The organism is Sphingopyxis bauzanensis (assembly GCF_002205675.1).
GTDB classification, from domain to species: Bacteria; Pseudomonadota; Alphaproteobacteria; order Sphingomonadales; family Sphingomonadaceae; genus Sphingopyxis; species Sphingopyxis bauzanensis.
Genome location: NZ_NISK01000004.1, coordinates 469,442 through 483,921, shown reverse-complemented (window position 1 = coordinate 483,921; position 14,480 = coordinate 469,442). Strand labels below are relative to the sequence as shown.

Below are 14,480 nucleotides of genomic sequence, written 5' to 3'. Positions count from 1 at the left end.
GTCGCCCGACGACGGCACGGGCCCCGAGCCGCCCTTGTCGTTTTCCGGTTGTCCTGCCTGCTCAGCGCTGCTTCTTCGCCGTGGTTGCGTTGAAATCGGGGTCTTTTTTGGCCACCCAATCCACGAATTTGCGCACATTGGGGTTGGCGAGCAGGCCTTCGACATCCATCCCATGACGCTGCAGTTCCGAATTGGTGAAATTGGCGATCAGCGTTTGCTGGCAAATGGGGTGCATCGGCACGACGTCGCGCCCGCCCCGGCTCTTGGGTATGGGATGATGCCAGACAATCGTCTTGCCGGTGGGCCGGGCGCACAGCCAGCACGGCGGCACGGGGATCGCCGGAGCCTCGTCCTCGCGATGCCGGTCGCCATAGGGATCATGCTTCGAATGTTTGCGGGCCATGCTGCTACCTGAATTGCCGGAGATTGGGCGCGCGTCGATTGCCAAATAAAAAGGGCGGCCCGAAAGCCGCCCTTTTCCTTTTTGCTGTCCTGCCGATCAGTCCTGATGCGGCTGAATGTTCACCGCGGCGAACTTGCCGCGGTCGTCGACTTCGATGTCGAAGGCGACGCGGTCCCCTTCGTCGAGGCCGGTCATGCCGGCGCGCTGCACCGCGCTGATGTGGACAAAGGCATCGGCCTGTCCATCGTCTCGCGCGATAAAGCCGAAGCCCTTCGTCGTGTTGAAGAATTTGACCGTACCCGACGTGCGTTCGCCGGTCAGCTGACGCCGACCGCGCGCACCGCCGGGGGCCGCGCCGGGCGCGCCACGATCGTCGCGGCGCGGGCCGCTGTCTTCGATCGGCATCGGCTCGCCCTCGATCTTGATATCGATCGCCGACACTTTGCCGTTGCGTTCGACGAGGGTGAAACCGAGCGGCTGGCCCGAAGCGAGACCCTGCAGTCCTGCCTGTTCGACCGCGCTGATGTGAACGAACACATCTTCGCCGCCATCGTCGCGCGCGACAAAGCCGAAGCCCTTCGCCGCGTTGAAGAATTTCACGGTGCCATTGCCTTCGCCAACGACCTGCGCCGGCATGCCGCCGCCGCGTCCGCCGCCGAAGCCACCGCCGCGATCACCGCCGCCAAAGCCGCCACCACGATCACCGCCGCCGAAGCCGCCGCCGGGGCGGTCACCACCGCCGAAGCCGCCGCCGGGGCGGTCGCCGAAACCGCCACCGCGGTTACCGCCGCCATAGCTGTCGCCGCCATAAGGTGCAGGTTCGAAGCTGTCGAAATTGCCGAAATCATCGCGCTTGCCGCGCCCCCGCTGGCCGCGGCGATCCTTGTTGAAACTCATTGTCTAATAGTCGCTTTCGGTTCGTCCATACCCCATTCGATCGGCGCCTTGCGTCGGACGGGGACGCACTTCACCACGGGCACAGACTCGCCCCATGCCGCTAACGACGCAATATATAGCTTAAAGCGCTTTCATCTGCGAACGGAAAATTCAAAACGGCGATGCGGTCTGTCGCAGAGTTTTTGCCATGGCGGCGGCGTGCCGGCCGGGACCGCGAAAACCAGTCATTGAGCGGCAAGGCCGCTTCGCCTAAGGCGAGCGGATGACCGTATATTTCCACGAAGAAGATTTGCCCGCGGGCGCGCTGGGCCCTGGCGCCGTCGCCGTCGACACCGAAACCATGGGCCTGAACCCGCTGCGTGACCGGCTGTGCCTGGTGCAGATCAGCGACGGTTCGGGCGACGAGCATCTCGTCCGCTTTGCACCTGGCAGCCTCTATGACGCACCGGTGCTAAAGGCGATATTGTCCGATCCTAACAGGTTGAAATTGTTCCATTTTGCGCGGTTCGACATTGCGGCCTTGCAACAGGCGCTCGGCGTTGTGACCGCGCCCGTCTATTGCACCAAGATTGCCTCGAAGCTGATCCGCACTTACACCGACCGCCACGGCCTCAAGGAACTGGTGCGCGAATTGCTGGGGCAGGACGTGTCGAAACAGCAGCAGTCGAGCGACTGGGGCGCTGCCGAACTGAGCGACGCGCAGCGCGATTATGCTGCGAGCGACGTGCGCTTCCTGCACGCGATGAAAGACATTCTCGACATGCGGCTGGCGCGCGAGGGGCGCACCGAATTGGCGCAGGCCTGTTTCGATTTCCTGCCAACGCGCGCCGCGCTCGACCTGGCCGGGTGGCCCGAGGTCGATATTTTCGCGCACAGCTGAGGGGCGATTCGCAGCAGCATGTCCGAACGCGCCGATCTTGACCGCACGATGCGCCGCCTCTGGGCGGCGAGCGGGTCGAGTCACGACCGCGTCGTGCGCATCCTGCGCTTCGGCCTGCCGCTTGTGATCGGGGTGGTCGCCGCGGTGCTGGTCTTTTCGCCCTTTACCCAGCGTTCGGAAATCAGCTTCCTGCTCGCCAAGGACAAGGTCGATATGGCGACCGAGCGGATGAAGGTCACCCGCGCCGAATATCGCGGCCAGGATGCCAAGGGCCAGCCCTTCGCGCTGCTCGCGGGCAGCGCGGTGCAGAAAAGCTCGGCCGAACCGATCGTGCGGATGACAGACCTGTCGGGGGCGATCCGCCTGACCGACGGACCGGCGACGATCGTCGCCCGCGACAGCGCCTATAATATGGAGACCGAAAAGGTCGCGGTGCCGGGATTGGTGCAGGTCAAAGGCGCCAACGGTTACCGCATTGACGCCAGCAATGTGTCGATCGACCTCAAGACCCGTACCTTGACCGGGCAGGGCGGCGTCGACGGGACGTTGAACATCGGCAATTTTTCGGCCAACCAGCTGCGCGCCGATCTCGACCAACGGATCGTGCGCTTGCAGGGCAATGCGCGGCTGCGGATCAATCAGGGAGTGATCAAATGAACCGCCTTTGGACCATGAAAAGCATGGCGTTGGCCGGTGCAGGCTTTGCATTCACCAGCCTGGCTTTGTTGTCGACCGGTACCGGCGGCGACGCCGCGCAGGCACAAGCGCTCGCCAATCACAACAGCAATGCCCCGGTCGATTTTGCTGCGAACAGCATCGAAGTGCAGGATCGCGCCGACCGGGTCGTGATTTCGGGCAATGTCCGTGTGACGCAGGCAGGCATGACTTTGACCGCGGCGCGGATGACCGTCGCCTATAGCCGTCAGGGCGGCACCGACGTGAACCGGCTCGACGCGACCGGCGGCGTGGTGGTGACCAAGGGTGACGAGCGCGCGTCGGGCAATGTCGCGATCTATGACCTCGACCGCCGCCTGATCACGATGGTCGGCAATGTCGAGCTCCGCCAGCGCGGCAATAATCTGCGCGGCGGGCGGATGGTGATCGACCTCAACAGCGGTCGCGCGACCGTCGACGGGCGCGGCGCGGCGCGCGGTCCCGACGGCAATCCGATCGCAGGCGGCACCGGCGGGCGCGTCACCGGCACCTTCACGGTACCGGAAAGAAATCAGTAACCAGCGCTTTAAACCATTCTGCAACCATGCGCCTTCACCATGGGCGCAGGGACCAGAACCAGTGCGGTGCCGGGGGGTGACGCCGCGTTACGAAAGTACGCCCCATGCGCTTCTCCCCGCTTGTTCCACCGCGCCGCCCGCTGTTCGGGCGCCGTATTGAGCCGCCCGCGGCGATCATCCCGACCCCGACATCCGAAGAACGGCGCCTGATCGAGCGGATCGTGCGGCATGTGAACCCAGGTGAGCGGCGTTAGAAAAGAATATCTCACGCAAAGGCGCAAAGGCGCGAAGAAGAGAGAGATATTCTCGCACAAAGACACAAAGAGGTCGGCGCGCGCCACAGGCGCAGCCTGAGGCTAGCGCGAGGCGCAATTGGATGGGTACCTGCGGCGGCAGGCGGATGCCAGCCGACCCGGTGCAGCCCTTTTGTGTCTTTGTGCGCGTCTCCTTCTTCTTTCTTCTTTGCGGCTTTGCGCCATTGCGTGAGATCAAATCGGCGCCGCGCACGAAGGCATCACCCAGTCCGTCGTCATTAAGCCCGCTTGGCCTTCCGCCCCCGCGCCCCTACATGGGGCGCGCATGCCGCCTGATACCCTCACTTCCGCCGACGCGGCCAAAGAACCGCCCGTTCTCGATACGCTGAGGCGTTTCCTGCCCTATTTGTGGCCTGCGGGGCACAGGGGGCACAAGGTCCGCATCGCCGGGGCGGGGCTGATTGTGCTGGCGTCGAAGGGCGTCCAGCTGTCGATGGGTTTCCTTTATGGTGCCGCGATCGACGCGATGGTGCCGGGGATGGAAGAAGGCGTCGCGCTCGCCATTGGCCTTGTCCTCGCTTACGCTGGCGCGCGATTTTCCGGGGTGCTGTTCGATAATTTGCGCAACGTCGTGTTCGAACGCGTCGGGCAGGATGCGACGCGTGAGCTGGCGATCGCGACCTTCAGCCACCTGCACGCGCTGAGTCTGCGCTTCCACCTCGCGCGGCGGACGGGCGAAGTGACCAAGGTGATCGAGCGCGGGACCAAGAGCATCGACACAATGCTCTATTTTCTGTTGTTCAACATTGCGCCGACGATCATCGAATTGCTCGCGGTGCTGATCATCTTCTGGACCAAATTCAGCTTCGGTCTCGCCAGCGCGACCGCGCTGATGGTCGTCGTCTATATCATCTTTACCCGCAAGGTGACCGACTGGCGCAACGCGCTGCGCACGCAGATGAACGACCTCGACACGCTGACCATCGGGCGCAGCGTCGACAGCCTGCTCAATTACGAAACGGTCAAATATTTCGGCGCCGAAGACCGCGAGGCGGCGCGTTACCGCGACGTTGCCGATCGTTATGCGCGCGCCGCGGTGAAGAGCGAGAATAGCCTGGCTTGGCTGAACATCGGGCAGAGCCTGATCACCAACGCCGCGCTGGCGGGCGCCATGGCCTACACCGTGTGGGGCTGGTCGACGGGCGAATATAAGATCGGCGACGTGGTGCTGGTAAACACCTTGCTCGCGCAGCTGTTCCGCCCGCTCGACATGCTCGGCATGGTCTATCGCGTCATCCGCCAGGGGCTGATCGACATGGAGGCGATGTTCCGCCTGATCGACACTCCGCCGGAGATTTCTGACGCGCCGGGCGCGGAGCCACTGGTGGTCAACGGCGGCGCGGTGGCGTTCGACAATGTCGTGTTTGGTTACGAGCCCGACCGGTCGATCCTGAACGGCGTCAGCTTCGCGGTTGGCGCGGGCGAGACGCTGGCGATCGTCGGGCCGTCGGGGGCGGGCAAATCGACGATCGCGCGGCTGCTGTTCCGTTTCTACGACCCGCAGGGCGGGCGGATCACGATCGACGAGCAGGATATTGCCGCAGTGACGCAGGCCAGCCTGCGCGGCGCGATCGGCATCGTGCCGCAGGACACGGTGCTGTTCAACGACAGCATTGGCTACAACATCGCCTATGGCCGCGAGGGCGCGGGCGCCGACGAAGTGGCGGCCGCGGCGGAAGGTGCGGCAATCGACGGCTTCATCGCCATCCTTCCGCAGGGGTACGACACCGAGGTCGGCGAGCGCGGGCTCAAGCTGTCGGGCGGCGAGAAACAGCGCGTCGCCATTGCGCGGACGTTGCTCAAGAACCCGCCGGTGCTAATCCTCGACGAAGCGACGAGCGCGCTCGACAGCCGCACCGAGGCGGCGATCCAGGACACGCTCGAACGCATCGCCGAACGCCGCACGACCTTGGTGATCGCGCACCGCCTGTCGACGGTGACTGGGGCGGACCGGATCATCGTGCTCGATCATGGCCGGGTGGCGGAGACGGGGACGCACGACCAGCTGCTCGCGATGCGCGGGCTCTACGCCGATATGTGGGCGCGGCAGCAGGCGGAGAAGGAAGAGGGGACCGTTTAAGACCGGCCCAATGACGAGGCGCAAAATCATTTCGAATATTATCGAAATATCTGTTGACGCCTCATTCTAATTTCCATATTTCGACAATCATCGAATCACGGAGGTGGCGATGGAGTCGGAAACGGTTGTTCGCGCGCTGAGCGCGCTGGCGCAGGAGCATCGACTGGCGCTGTTTCGGCTGCTGGTGCAGGCGGGGCCGGATGGGCTGGCTGCGGGCGCGATTGCGGAGTCGCTGGGGGTGCCAGCGTCGTCGCTCAGCTTCCACCTCGCGCAACTGACCAACGCCGGCCTGATCGCGCAGCGGCGCGACGGGCGGTCGCTGATCTATACCGCCGACTATGGCGCGATGACCGCGCTGCTCGGCTTTCTGATGGAAAATTGTTGCGGCGGGGCGGTGTGCGTGCCTGCCGCGCCCGGTGACACCAAAGACAAGAATGAAAGGACTGCAGCATGAGCCGTTTTCACATGCACGTCGGGGTCAGCGACCTCGACAAATCGATCGCCTTTTACGCGGGGCTGTTCGGCACTCCGCCGAGCGTGACCAAGCCCGATTATGCCAAATGGATGCTCGACGATCCGCGCATCAATTTCGCGATTTCAGTGCGCGAGGGCGCGCATCGCGGGATCGAACATGTCGGCTTGCAGGTCGAGGATGAAGCCGAGCTCGCGGCGGTCTATGGGCGTCTGAAAGATGCCGGGGCGCCGGTGCTGGAGGAAGGCGCGACGACCTGCTGTTACGCCAAGTCCGAAAAGAGCTGGATCGCCGACCCCGACGGCGTCGTCTGGGAAGCCTTCCTGACCAATGGCGAATCGACGGTGTATGGCGATAGCCCTGATTTTGCGCCGCTGGCGTCGGACAATGCCGCCGAGGGCGCGTGCTGCGTTCCGACAATGCCGCAGGCCGCGCCCGTCAAGGTCGGCTGCTGCTGACATGACCGTGGGGGAGGGGCTGAACATATTGGTGCTGTGCACCGGCAATTCGGCGCGCAGCATTTTGGGCGAAGCGCTGATCGCCCGCAAGGGCGCCGACCGGGTCCGCGCGTTCAGCGCGGGCAGCCAGCCGAAAGGCGTGCCGCACCCCGGCGCTCTCCGCCTGCTGGAGCGCGAGGGCTATGACATTTCGGCTTTCCGCTCGAAAAGCTGGGACGAATTCGCGGCGCCCGATGCGCCGCGCATCGACATTGCGATCACCGTGTGCGGCAATGCGGCGGGCGAAACCTGCCCGCTGTTCATCGGCGCGCCGGTGCGCGCGCATTGGGGGCTACCCGATCCCGCCGATGTCGTAGGCGACGAGGCGGCGGTCGATGCGGCCTTTGCCGAAACATACCGCCTGCTCGATTTGCGGGTGCGCGCGATGTTGACGCTGCCGCTCGAAGCCATGACTCCGGCGGAGCGGCGCGATGCGTTGAACGCCATTGGCGCGATGGCGGGCGCGGCCTGACTGCCCCCGCCGATTTCCAACCAAGGACCGACCCCATGCAACGCAGCCGCCTCGGCTTTCTCGACCGCTTTCTGACGCTGTGGATTTTCCTTGCGATGGCGCTGGGCGTCGCGCTGGGCACGCTGTTTCCAGCGCTGCCGGCGGGGATCGATGCGATGAGCGTCGGTACGACCAACCTGCCGATCGCGATCGGCCTCATCCTGATGATGTACCCGCCGCTGGCGCGGGTGCGATACGCTGCGCTGCCGCAGGTGTTCGAGGATCGGCGGGTGCTTATGCTGTCGCTGGTCCAGAACTGGCTGATCGGGCCGGTGCTGATGTTCGTGCTCGCGGTGACCTTCCTGCGCGACGAGCCCGCTTACATGACCGGGGTCATCCTGATCGGGCTGGCGCGCTGCATCGCGATGGTGCTGGTTTGGAACCAGCTGGCGAAGGGCGACAATCAATATGTCGCGGCGCTGGTCGCGTTCAATTCGCTGTTCCAGATCCTGTTTTTCAGCGCCTATGCGTGGTTTTTCCTGACCTTCCTGCCGCCGCTGCTCGGGCTGGAGGGCCAGTTGATCGCGATCGATACCTGGATGATTGCCGAGGCGGTGCTGATCTATCTGGGCATCCCGTTCCTCGCCGGGTTCCTGACCCGTACCCTGCTGGTCCGGACCAAGGGCGAAGATTGGTACGAAAGGCGCTTCCTGCCGCGTATCGCGCCGATCACGCTGGTCGCGCTGCTGTTCACCATCGCGGCGATGTTCAGCCTGAAGGGCGGCGAAATCCTGACGCTGCCGTTCGACGCGCTGCGCATCGCGGTGCCGCTGACGATCTATTTTGTCCTGCAATTTGTGATCAGCTTTGCGATGGGTAAGTGGATTGACGCCGATTATCCGCGCACCACCGCGGTCGCCTTTACCGCGGCGGGCAATAATTTCGAGCTGGCGATTGCGGTCGCGATTGCGGCGTTCGGGCTGGCGTCACCGGTGGCCTTTGCCGCGGTAATCGGCCCGCTGGTCGAGGTGCCGGTACTGATCCTGCTCGTCAACCTGGCCTTCTGGTTCGGGCGGCGCTGGTTTCCGGAAAGCGTGCCGCGCGATAGCTGAGGCTTTTCACAACGAAACTGATTGGGTTGGGTTGACCCGCCGCGTGCCCGCCCCCTAGGCATGAACCATGCCGCATGACACCACACTGATCGGTACCATCGTGGCCGGGCTTGGAGTTGCGTTCCTGATGGGGGCGCTGGCGCACCGGCTGCGGATTTCGCCGATTGCGGGCTATTTGCTCGCCGGGGTGCTGGTCGGACCGTTCACGCCGGGGTTTGTTGCCGACACCGGGCTGGCGATGCAGCTCGCCGAGATTGGCGTCATCCTGCTGATGTTCGGGGTCGGCCTGCATTTTTCGATGAAAGACCTGCTGTCGGTGCGTAAGATCGCGGTGCCGGGGGCGATTGCGCAAATTGTGGTGGCGTGGGCGCTCGGGATCATGCTCGGGCTGTGGCTCGGCTGGACGATCGAGGGCAGTGCCGTGTTCGGGCTGGCGCTGTCGGTCGCGAGTACCGTCGTGCTGCTGCGCGCGCTGCAGGCGCGGGATATGGTCGAGACCGAAAAGGGGCGGATCGCGGTCGGCTGGCTGATCGTCGAGGATCTGGTGATGGTGCTCGCGCTCGTGCTGCTGCCCGCGATGTTCGGCAATCGCGGCGATGAGGGCGGCAGCGCCGGACTGCTCCAATCGGCGGCGATCGTCCTGCTCAAGGTCGTCGGCTTCGTCGCCTTCATGTTCGTGGTCGCGCGCCGCATCCTGCCGTGGGTGCTGCACTGGGCCGCGCATACCGGATCGCGCGAGCTGTTCCGGCTCGCGGTGCTGGCGATCGCGCTGGGGGTGGCATTCGGCGCCGCGGTGATTTTCGACGTATCGTTTGCGTTAGGCGCGTTTTTTGCGGGCATGATACTCGGCGAAACGCAGCTCAGCCGCCGCGCCGCCGAAGAGACGCTGCCGCTGCGCGATGCGTTCGCGGTGCTGTTCTTCGTGTCCGTCGGCATGTTGTTCGACCCCAATGTGCTGGTCGAGCAACCGGGACCAGTGCTGGCGACGGTGGCGATCATCGTCGTCGGCAAATCGCTTGCCGCCTTTGCGTTGGTCCGCGCCTTTGGTCACACGTCGCAGACGGCGCTGACGGTGTCGGTCAGCCTGGCGCAGATCGGCGAATTTTCGTTCATTTTGGCGGGGCTGGGGGTCGGCTTGGGTGTATTGCCCGAAACGGGGCGTGACCTGATCCTGGCCGGTGCCTTGCTGTCGATCCTGGTCAACCCGATCCTGTTTACGCTGGCGGTGCGGCGCATCCGTGCCGACGCGGGACCCGAACCGGTCGACACGGCAAGCGAGGAGGCTGCCGCGCTGTGCAACGCGGGCGTGGTGCTGATTGGCTATGGTCGCGTCGGCAGCCATATCGGCGGCCTGATCTGCGGGCGTGGCGAGGGGTTGACGGTGATCGAGGACCAAAAGGATATGGCGGCAGCCGCCCGCGCCGCGGGCGCGACGGTGATTGTCGGTGATGCGACCAAGGAAAGCATTTTGCGGCAGGCGGGACTCGACACCGCATCAACCTTGCTGATCGCGATTCCCGAGGGCGTCGAGGCGGGGGCGATCGTGCGGCGGGCGCGGGCGATCAATCCGAAGCTGGTGATCGTCGCGCGCGCACATTCGGACGAAGAAGTCGACGATCTGGTGCGACGCGGCGCTGACCATGTCGTGATGGCCGAGCGCGAGACGGCATCGCGGATGGCGGAGCGGGCGATGCTGGTGCGGGCTTAGCCTGGCGTTGCCCCCGTGAAGGCGGGGGGGCGCTGGAAAGCCGGTGCCAGGCCGACGGCGGTCCTCGCCTTCGCGGGGGCGAGGATGGGGCTTCCCTCCCCTTGCCATCTTCCCTATCGCCCCCTCACAATGTCCGCCGACGCCCTCCTCCCCCTCCTCAAATCCACCTTCGGTTTCGACCATTTCCGTGGCCGTCAAAGCGACGTCGTCGACCGCGTCATGGCGCGCGAGCGGACGCTGGCAGTGATGCCGACGGGCGCGGGCAAGTCGTTGACGTACCAGCTGCCCGCGGTCGCGCTCGATGGCTGCGTCGTTGTCGTGTCGCCGCTGATCGCGCTGATGCACGACCAGCTGCGCGGCGCCCGCGCGGCGGGGATTCGCGCAGCGAGCCTGACCAGCGTCGATGCCGATGGCGCCGAGACGCGGCAGCGGTACCGCGACGGCGAGCTCGACCTGCTCTATGTGGCGCCCGAGCGCGCGACGGGCGAGGGGTTTCGCGCGTTGCTCGAGGCCAAGACCCCGGCGCTGTTCGCGATCGATGAGGCGCATTGCGTCAGCGAATGGGGGCATGACTTCCGCCCCGATTACCGCCTGCTGCGCCCGTTGCTCGATGCCTTTCCGGTGGTACCGCGGCTCGCGCTGACCGCCACTGCCGACAAGCACACACGCGAAGATATCCTTTTCCAGCTCGGCATTCCCGACGACGGGCTGATCCTTGCGGGCTTCGACCGGCCGAACATCCGCTACGCGATTCGCCCGCGGGTGACCGCGGCGCGCCAGCTGGTCGAATTCATCGCTGCCAATCCGGGGCCGGGGATTGTCTATTGCCCGACGCGCAGCGGCACCGAGCGGCTGGCGGAGCAATTGGCGAAGGCGACGGGGCGGCGGGTCGCGGCCTATCATGCCGGACTCGATGCCGAGGTGCGGTCGCGCGTCCAGCATGATTTTGTCGCGTCGGAGGACGGCATCGTCACCGCGACGGTCGCGTTCGGGATGGGGATCGACAAGCCCGACGTGCGCTTTGTCGCGCACGCCGCGCTGCCCAAATCGATCGAAAGCTATTATCAGGAAACCGGGCGCGCCGGGCGCGACGGTGACCCCGCCGAGGCGATGATGTTGTGGGGCGCCGACGATTTCGCCAAGGCGCGGATGCGATTGTCCGAATTGCCCGAGGCGCGAGTGCCCGGCGAGCGGGTGCGGCTCAACGCGCTGGCGGCGCTGGTCGAAACGGTCGAGTGCCGCCGCGCGCAGTTGCTGCGCCATTTCGGCGAAAGTCCGCCGGGCCGCTGCGGCAATTGCGACAATTGCCTCGACCCCGCGGCGCAGGTCGACGCGACGGTGCTCGCGCAAAAATTGCTCTCGGCGGTCTATCGCACCGGCCAAAGCTATGGCGCGGGGCATATCGAGGCGGTGCTGACCGGGCGCAGCGACGAACGGATCGTGGGGCGTGGCCACGACAAATTGTCGGTGTTCGGGATTGTCGCCGGCGACGAGGCACGGCTGATCAAGCCGCTGGTGCGCACGCTGGTGGCGCGCGAGGCGCTCGAGACGACCGAGCATGGCGGGCTGATGCTTGGCCCCAGCGCGCGCGCGATGATGAAGGGCGAGGCGCCGGTGCTGATCGCCGAGCCGCCGGTCAAGCGCACCAAGCGCGAGGCGCGCGGCGGCGCTGGTGCCGGGGCCGCCAACCCGATCGGCGATCCGCTGTTCGACGCGCTGCGTAGCGTCCGGCGCGAGTTGGCGGCCGAAGCCAATGTGCCGCCCTATGTGATCTTTCACGACGCGGTGCTGCGCGCCATGGCGATCGAAAAGCCCGCGACGCTGGACGCGATGGGAACGATTCCGGGGGTTGGCGCCAAGAAGCTGGAGGCGTGGGGCGATGCGTTTCTGTCGGTAATCCGTCACTTCTGACCCTGCGGGCTGCCGCGCGGCTGGTCGATTTCGCAAATGGCTAGTCGAATTCGGAACGCGGCGCGACCGGCGCTGCCGTTGTCGCCACGTCGCCTTTCATCGGGCCGCTTCGCCTTTGCGGTGCCGATCAATGAAAGGATTATGACCATGAGCTCTCCCCTCATCCGCGCGCTTGTCGCGGCCTGTCTTGCCGCGCTGCCGATGACCGCACAGGCGTCCGACGCTCACACGAGCGTCCGCGTCGATGTGCGCGCGCTCGATCTCAGCGCGCCCTCCGACGTGACGACCGCGCAGCGCCGGATCGCGCGCGCCGCGAAGGCGGCGTGCCGCAACGATGTCGAACATCTGACGGTCAAGGCGCGCCGCGCGGCGCGTGAATGCCGCGACACGATGCGCGGGCTGGCGCTGCAAAAGCTGCGCGCCCGCCAGCAGCAGCAACTCGCTTCGCAATGAGCCCCGCTGCCCGATGGCGGACGCGTCGTCGACGGTGGCGCGCCAGCATCGGTTGCAGTAGCAAGATGTGATGACGGCGTTGCTGATCCTCGATCCGATGATTCGCGGCGGCGCCATCGCGCTGTTCCTGCTGTGGATCGCTATCCTGGCGCGCGATCATCATGATGTGCTGGCCGCGCGCGTCGCCATCGCGATGAACCTGTCGATCATTGCCTATCTGCTGGTGCCGATCTTCCGGATCGATGATGCCGCGCGGTTGCCCTATGCGATCTGCGATGCGCTGTCGGTGATGGTGCCCGCCTGGTTCTGGCTGTTCGTGCGGCTGTGGTTCGACGACCAGCAGCGGATTGGCTGGCGCAGCTGGTTGCTCGTTGCCGCCTTTGGAATGCTGCCGTTGATCCAGATTGCGTTGGTCGCTAGCCTGGACTGGTTCAGCGTCGAACTCTGGGTGCTGGTGCGCATCGGCATGTTCGCCTTTGCGGTGGCGGGCATGTGGATCGCATGGCGCGGGCGCGCCAATGATTTGATCGAGGCGCGGCGGGGGTTTCGCGTGGCGCTCGTCTGCGCGATTGGCGGCTTCATCCTGCTCGCGACCTTTATCGAGATGTTTCACAACCGCGACGCCAGTCCCGACCTCGGGCGATCATTGATCCTAATTGCGATCGTGATCGCCACCTTCATCGTATCGGTCGGACTGTATCGCTTTCGGCTGGCCGAACTGTTTGCTGCGCCGGGGCCGCAGCCCAAACGCGCCGAACCGGCCGCAGCACCGTCGCCGCTCGCGCAGCGGCTGCGCGCGGTAATGGCCGAGGAGCGTGCTTACCGGGCCGAAGGCTTTTCGATCGCGATGCTCGCGGCGCGGCTGGGCGAGCCCGAATACCGCGTCCGCCGCGCGATCAATGGCGAGATGGGGTTTCGCAATTTCACCGCCTTTCTGAACGGCTTTCGCCTCGACGAGATCCGTGCGGCGCTGGCGGATCCGGCGCAGCGCGAGGTGCCGATCCTGACCATCGCGCTCGACGCGGGCTTCGGCTCACTTGGCCCGTTCAACCGCGCCTTTCGCGATGCCGAAGGAATGACCCCGACCGATTATCGCGCCCGGGCCGCCGCGGCGCGACTGGGCGATTCCGAAATCGGCTAGCTGATTTCTACCATTGCGGAGCGGGGACGCGGCGGGCGTGCTCAACCGCAGCATCCGCCACCGACAGGATTACCCCGATGCTCGACGCCCTTCCTCCGCTTCACATCCTGCTGACCAAGGGGCCGTTTGTCTTTGCGTTCGACTTCGGGCGCTATCTGATTGCGGCCGCGGCCGTCGCGGCGATCGTGTGGGGGCTGCGCCGCACGACGCTTCGAACGCGCAAGATCCAGGCGCGCGAGGCGACGCTGGCCGACCAACGCCGCGAATTTGCGCAGTCGGTGCAGACGGTGGGAGTCTATACATTGGTGTCGGCGTTCATCATCTGGGGCGTCGACACCGGGGTGCTGCACCGGTTCGAGGGCAGCTATGGCTGGGCCGGCGATCTGGCGCTGCTCGCGGCGATTATCGTCGCGCACGACGCCTATTTCTATTGGGTTCACCGCGCGATGCACCATCCGCGCTTGTTCAAGACCTTTCACCGCGCGCATCATCGCTCGATCACCCCGACGCCATGGGCCGCGTACAGCTTCGCCGTTCCCGAAGCCTTTGTGATGATCGCCTTCGTGCCGATCTGGCTATTCTTCGTCGCGACTCCGGGGTGGGTGATGCTGACGTGGATATTGTTCCAGATCGTTCGCAACGCGATGGGGCATGCCGGGTTCGAGCTGCACCCGCGCTGGTGGCTGTCGACTCCGCTGACCCGCTGGATCAACACGACGACGCACCACGACCTGCACCACAGCGGCGGCTTCAACCGCAATTACGGCCTCTATTTCACCTGGTGGGACCGGATGATGGGGACCGAGCATCCGCATTATGTCGAGCGCTTTCACGCGGTCGTGGCGGAGTCGGCGATGCGTGATAGCGAGGCAGCGCCCGCGGCCGCATAGCTTTCACGCTTGTCAGTCAAACCGCGCGTCCTATACATC

16 protein-coding genes are annotated in these 14,480 nt (G+C 65.4%); 14 read left to right on the top strand and 2 right to left on the bottom strand.

Annotated features, from left to right (window positions below; translation table 11 throughout):
- Positions 1-61: 61 nt before the first annotated feature.
- The gene (locus CDQ92_RS17855) at positions 62-403 is read right to left on the bottom strand and encodes a hypothetical protein (protein WP_088443172.1); all 342 of its coding nucleotides are present in this window, start codon (positions 401-403) and stop codon (positions 62-64) included.
- A gap of 96 nt (positions 404-499) precedes the next feature.
- Positions 500-1,300, bottom strand: a complete 801-nt coding sequence (locus CDQ92_RS21855) for a cold-shock protein (RefSeq protein ID WP_088443170.1) — start codon at positions 1,298-1,300, stop codon at positions 500-502.
- 262 nt (positions 1,301-1,562) lie between these two features.
- On the opposite strand from CDQ92_RS21855, the gene CDQ92_RS17845 reads away from it, so the two are divergent.
- The 14 genes from CDQ92_RS17845 (at position 1,563) to CDQ92_RS17785 (ending at position 14,441) form a co-directional block, all read left to right on the top strand.
- Positions 1,563-2,180 (top strand): ribonuclease D, encoded by a 618-nt coding sequence (locus CDQ92_RS17845; protein ID WP_088443168.1) that lies wholly within the window; start codon positions 1,563-1,565, stop codon positions 2,178-2,180.
- A gap of 18 nt (positions 2,181-2,198) precedes the next feature.
- Positions 2,199-2,837 carry an LPS export ABC transporter periplasmic protein LptC gene (lptC, locus tag CDQ92_RS17840; RefSeq protein ID WP_088443165.1) on the top strand — a complete coding sequence of 213 codons (639 nt, stop codon included), beginning with the start codon at positions 2,199-2,201 and terminating at the stop codon, positions 2,835-2,837.
- Positions 2,834-3,412 carry an LptA/OstA family protein gene (locus tag CDQ92_RS17835; protein WP_088443162.1) on the top strand — a complete coding sequence of 193 codons (579 nt, stop codon included), beginning with the start codon at positions 2,834-2,836 and terminating at the stop codon, positions 3,410-3,412. Before lptC ends, CDQ92_RS17835 begins: the two co-directional genes overlap by 4 nt.
- Before the next feature lie 104 nt (positions 3,413-3,516).
- Positions 3,517-3,666 carry a hypothetical protein gene (locus tag CDQ92_RS21235; protein ID WP_158213887.1) on the top strand — a complete coding sequence of 50 codons (150 nt, stop codon included), beginning with the start codon at positions 3,517-3,519 and terminating at the stop codon, positions 3,664-3,666.
- Positions 3,667-3,991: 325 nt separating this feature from the next.
- Entirely contained in the window at positions 3,992-5,806 is a 1,815-nt protein-coding gene (locus tag CDQ92_RS17830; RefSeq protein ID WP_088443159.1) for an ABCB family ABC transporter ATP-binding protein/permease, read from the top strand.
- A gap of 109 nt (positions 5,807-5,915) precedes the next feature.
- Positions 5,916-6,260 carry an ArsR/SmtB family transcription factor gene (locus tag CDQ92_RS17825; protein WP_088443157.1) on the top strand — a complete coding sequence of 115 codons (345 nt, stop codon included), beginning with the start codon at positions 5,916-5,918 and terminating at the stop codon, positions 6,258-6,260.
- A complete protein-coding gene (locus CDQ92_RS17820; RefSeq protein WP_088443154.1) occupies positions 6,257-6,736 on the top strand; it encodes an ArsI/CadI family heavy metal resistance metalloenzyme in 480 nt (159 codons plus the stop codon). Before CDQ92_RS17825 ends, CDQ92_RS17820 begins: the two co-directional genes overlap by 4 nt.
- Before the next feature lies 1 nt (position 6,737).
- Entirely contained in the window at positions 6,738-7,247 is a 510-nt protein-coding gene (locus CDQ92_RS17815; protein ID WP_188682395.1) for an arsenate reductase ArsC, read from the top strand.
- 35 nt (positions 7,248-7,282) lie between these two features.
- Complete coding sequence (arsB, locus tag CDQ92_RS17810; RefSeq protein WP_088443151.1) at positions 7,283-8,338, top strand: ACR3 family arsenite efflux transporter; 1,056 nt, start codon at positions 7,283-7,285, stop codon at positions 8,336-8,338.
- A gap of 67 nt (positions 8,339-8,405) precedes the next feature.
- Entirely contained in the window at positions 8,406-10,046 is a 1,641-nt protein-coding gene (locus CDQ92_RS17805) for a cation:proton antiporter domain-containing protein (RefSeq protein ID WP_088443148.1), read from the top strand.
- A gap of 129 nt (positions 10,047-10,175) precedes the next feature.
- Positions 10,176-11,957 (top strand): DNA helicase RecQ, encoded by a 1,782-nt coding sequence (gene recQ / locus CDQ92_RS17800; RefSeq protein ID WP_088443144.1) that lies wholly within the window; start codon positions 10,176-10,178, stop codon positions 11,955-11,957.
- Between the two features lie 147 nt (positions 11,958-12,104).
- Positions 12,105-12,410, top strand: a complete 306-nt coding sequence (locus CDQ92_RS17795) for a UrcA family protein (protein ID WP_158213886.1) — start codon at positions 12,105-12,107, stop codon at positions 12,408-12,410.
- Positions 12,411-12,480: 70 nt separating this feature from the next.
- The gene (locus CDQ92_RS17790) at positions 12,481-13,551 is read left to right on the top strand and encodes an AraC family transcriptional regulator (protein ID WP_088443140.1); all 1,071 of its coding nucleotides are present in this window, start codon (positions 12,481-12,483) and stop codon (positions 13,549-13,551) included.
- Between the two features lie 77 nt (positions 13,552-13,628).
- The gene (locus CDQ92_RS17785) at positions 13,629-14,441 is read left to right on the top strand and encodes a sterol desaturase family protein (protein ID WP_088443138.1); all 813 of its coding nucleotides are present in this window, start codon (positions 13,629-13,631) and stop codon (positions 14,439-14,441) included.
- Positions 14,442-14,480 lie beyond the last annotated feature (39 nt).

Excerpts from the sequence above, each read along its gene's own strand:
- CDQ92_RS17855 (WP_088443172.1), bottom strand. The coding sequence starts at position 403 with ATGGCCCGCAAACATTCGAAGCATGATCCCTATGGCGACCGGCATCGC.
- CDQ92_RS17795 (WP_158213886.1), top strand. The coding sequence starts at position 12,105 with ATGAGCTCTCCCCTCATCCGCGCGCTTGTCGCGGCCTGTCTTGCCGCG.
- arsB (WP_088443151.1), top strand. The coding sequence starts at position 7,283 with ATGCAACGCAGCCGCCTCGGCTTTCTCGACCGCTTTCTGACGCTGTGG.
- CDQ92_RS17790 (WP_088443140.1), top strand. The coding sequence starts at position 12,481 with ATGACGGCGTTGCTGATCCTCGATCCGATGATTCGCGGCGGCGCCATC.
- CDQ92_RS17820 (WP_088443154.1), top strand. The coding sequence starts at position 6,257 with ATGAGCCGTTTTCACATGCACGTCGGGGTCAGCGACCTCGACAAATCG.
- CDQ92_RS17835 (WP_088443162.1), top strand. The coding sequence starts at position 2,834 with ATGAACCGCCTTTGGACCATGAAAAGCATGGCGTTGGCCGGTGCAGGC.
- CDQ92_RS17825 (WP_088443157.1), top strand. The coding sequence starts at position 5,916 with ATGGAGTCGGAAACGGTTGTTCGCGCGCTGAGCGCGCTGGCGCAGGAG.
- CDQ92_RS17845 (WP_088443168.1), top strand. The coding sequence starts at position 1,563 with ATGACCGTATATTTCCACGAAGAAGATTTGCCCGCGGGCGCGCTGGGC.
- CDQ92_RS17785 (WP_088443138.1), top strand. The coding sequence starts at position 13,629 with ATGCTCGACGCCCTTCCTCCGCTTCACATCCTGCTGACCAAGGGGCCG.
- lptC (WP_088443165.1), top strand. The coding sequence starts at position 2,199 with ATGTCCGAACGCGCCGATCTTGACCGCACGATGCGCCGCCTCTGGGCG.
- recQ (WP_088443144.1), top strand. The coding sequence starts at position 10,176 with ATGTCCGCCGACGCCCTCCTCCCCCTCCTCAAATCCACCTTCGGTTTC.
- CDQ92_RS17830 (WP_088443159.1), top strand. The coding sequence starts at position 3,992 with ATGCCGCCTGATACCCTCACTTCCGCCGACGCGGCCAAAGAACCGCCC.
- CDQ92_RS21855 (WP_088443170.1), bottom strand. The coding sequence starts at position 1,300 with ATGAGTTTCAACAAGGATCGCCGCGGCCAGCGGGGGCGCGGCAAGCGC.
- CDQ92_RS21235 (WP_158213887.1), top strand. The coding sequence starts at position 3,517 with ATGCGCTTCTCCCCGCTTGTTCCACCGCGCCGCCCGCTGTTCGGGCGC.
- CDQ92_RS17815 (WP_188682395.1), top strand. The coding sequence starts at position 6,738 with ATGACCGTGGGGGAGGGGCTGAACATATTGGTGCTGTGCACCGGCAAT.
- CDQ92_RS17805 (WP_088443148.1), top strand. The coding sequence starts at position 8,406 with ATGCCGCATGACACCACACTGATCGGTACCATCGTGGCCGGGCTTGGA.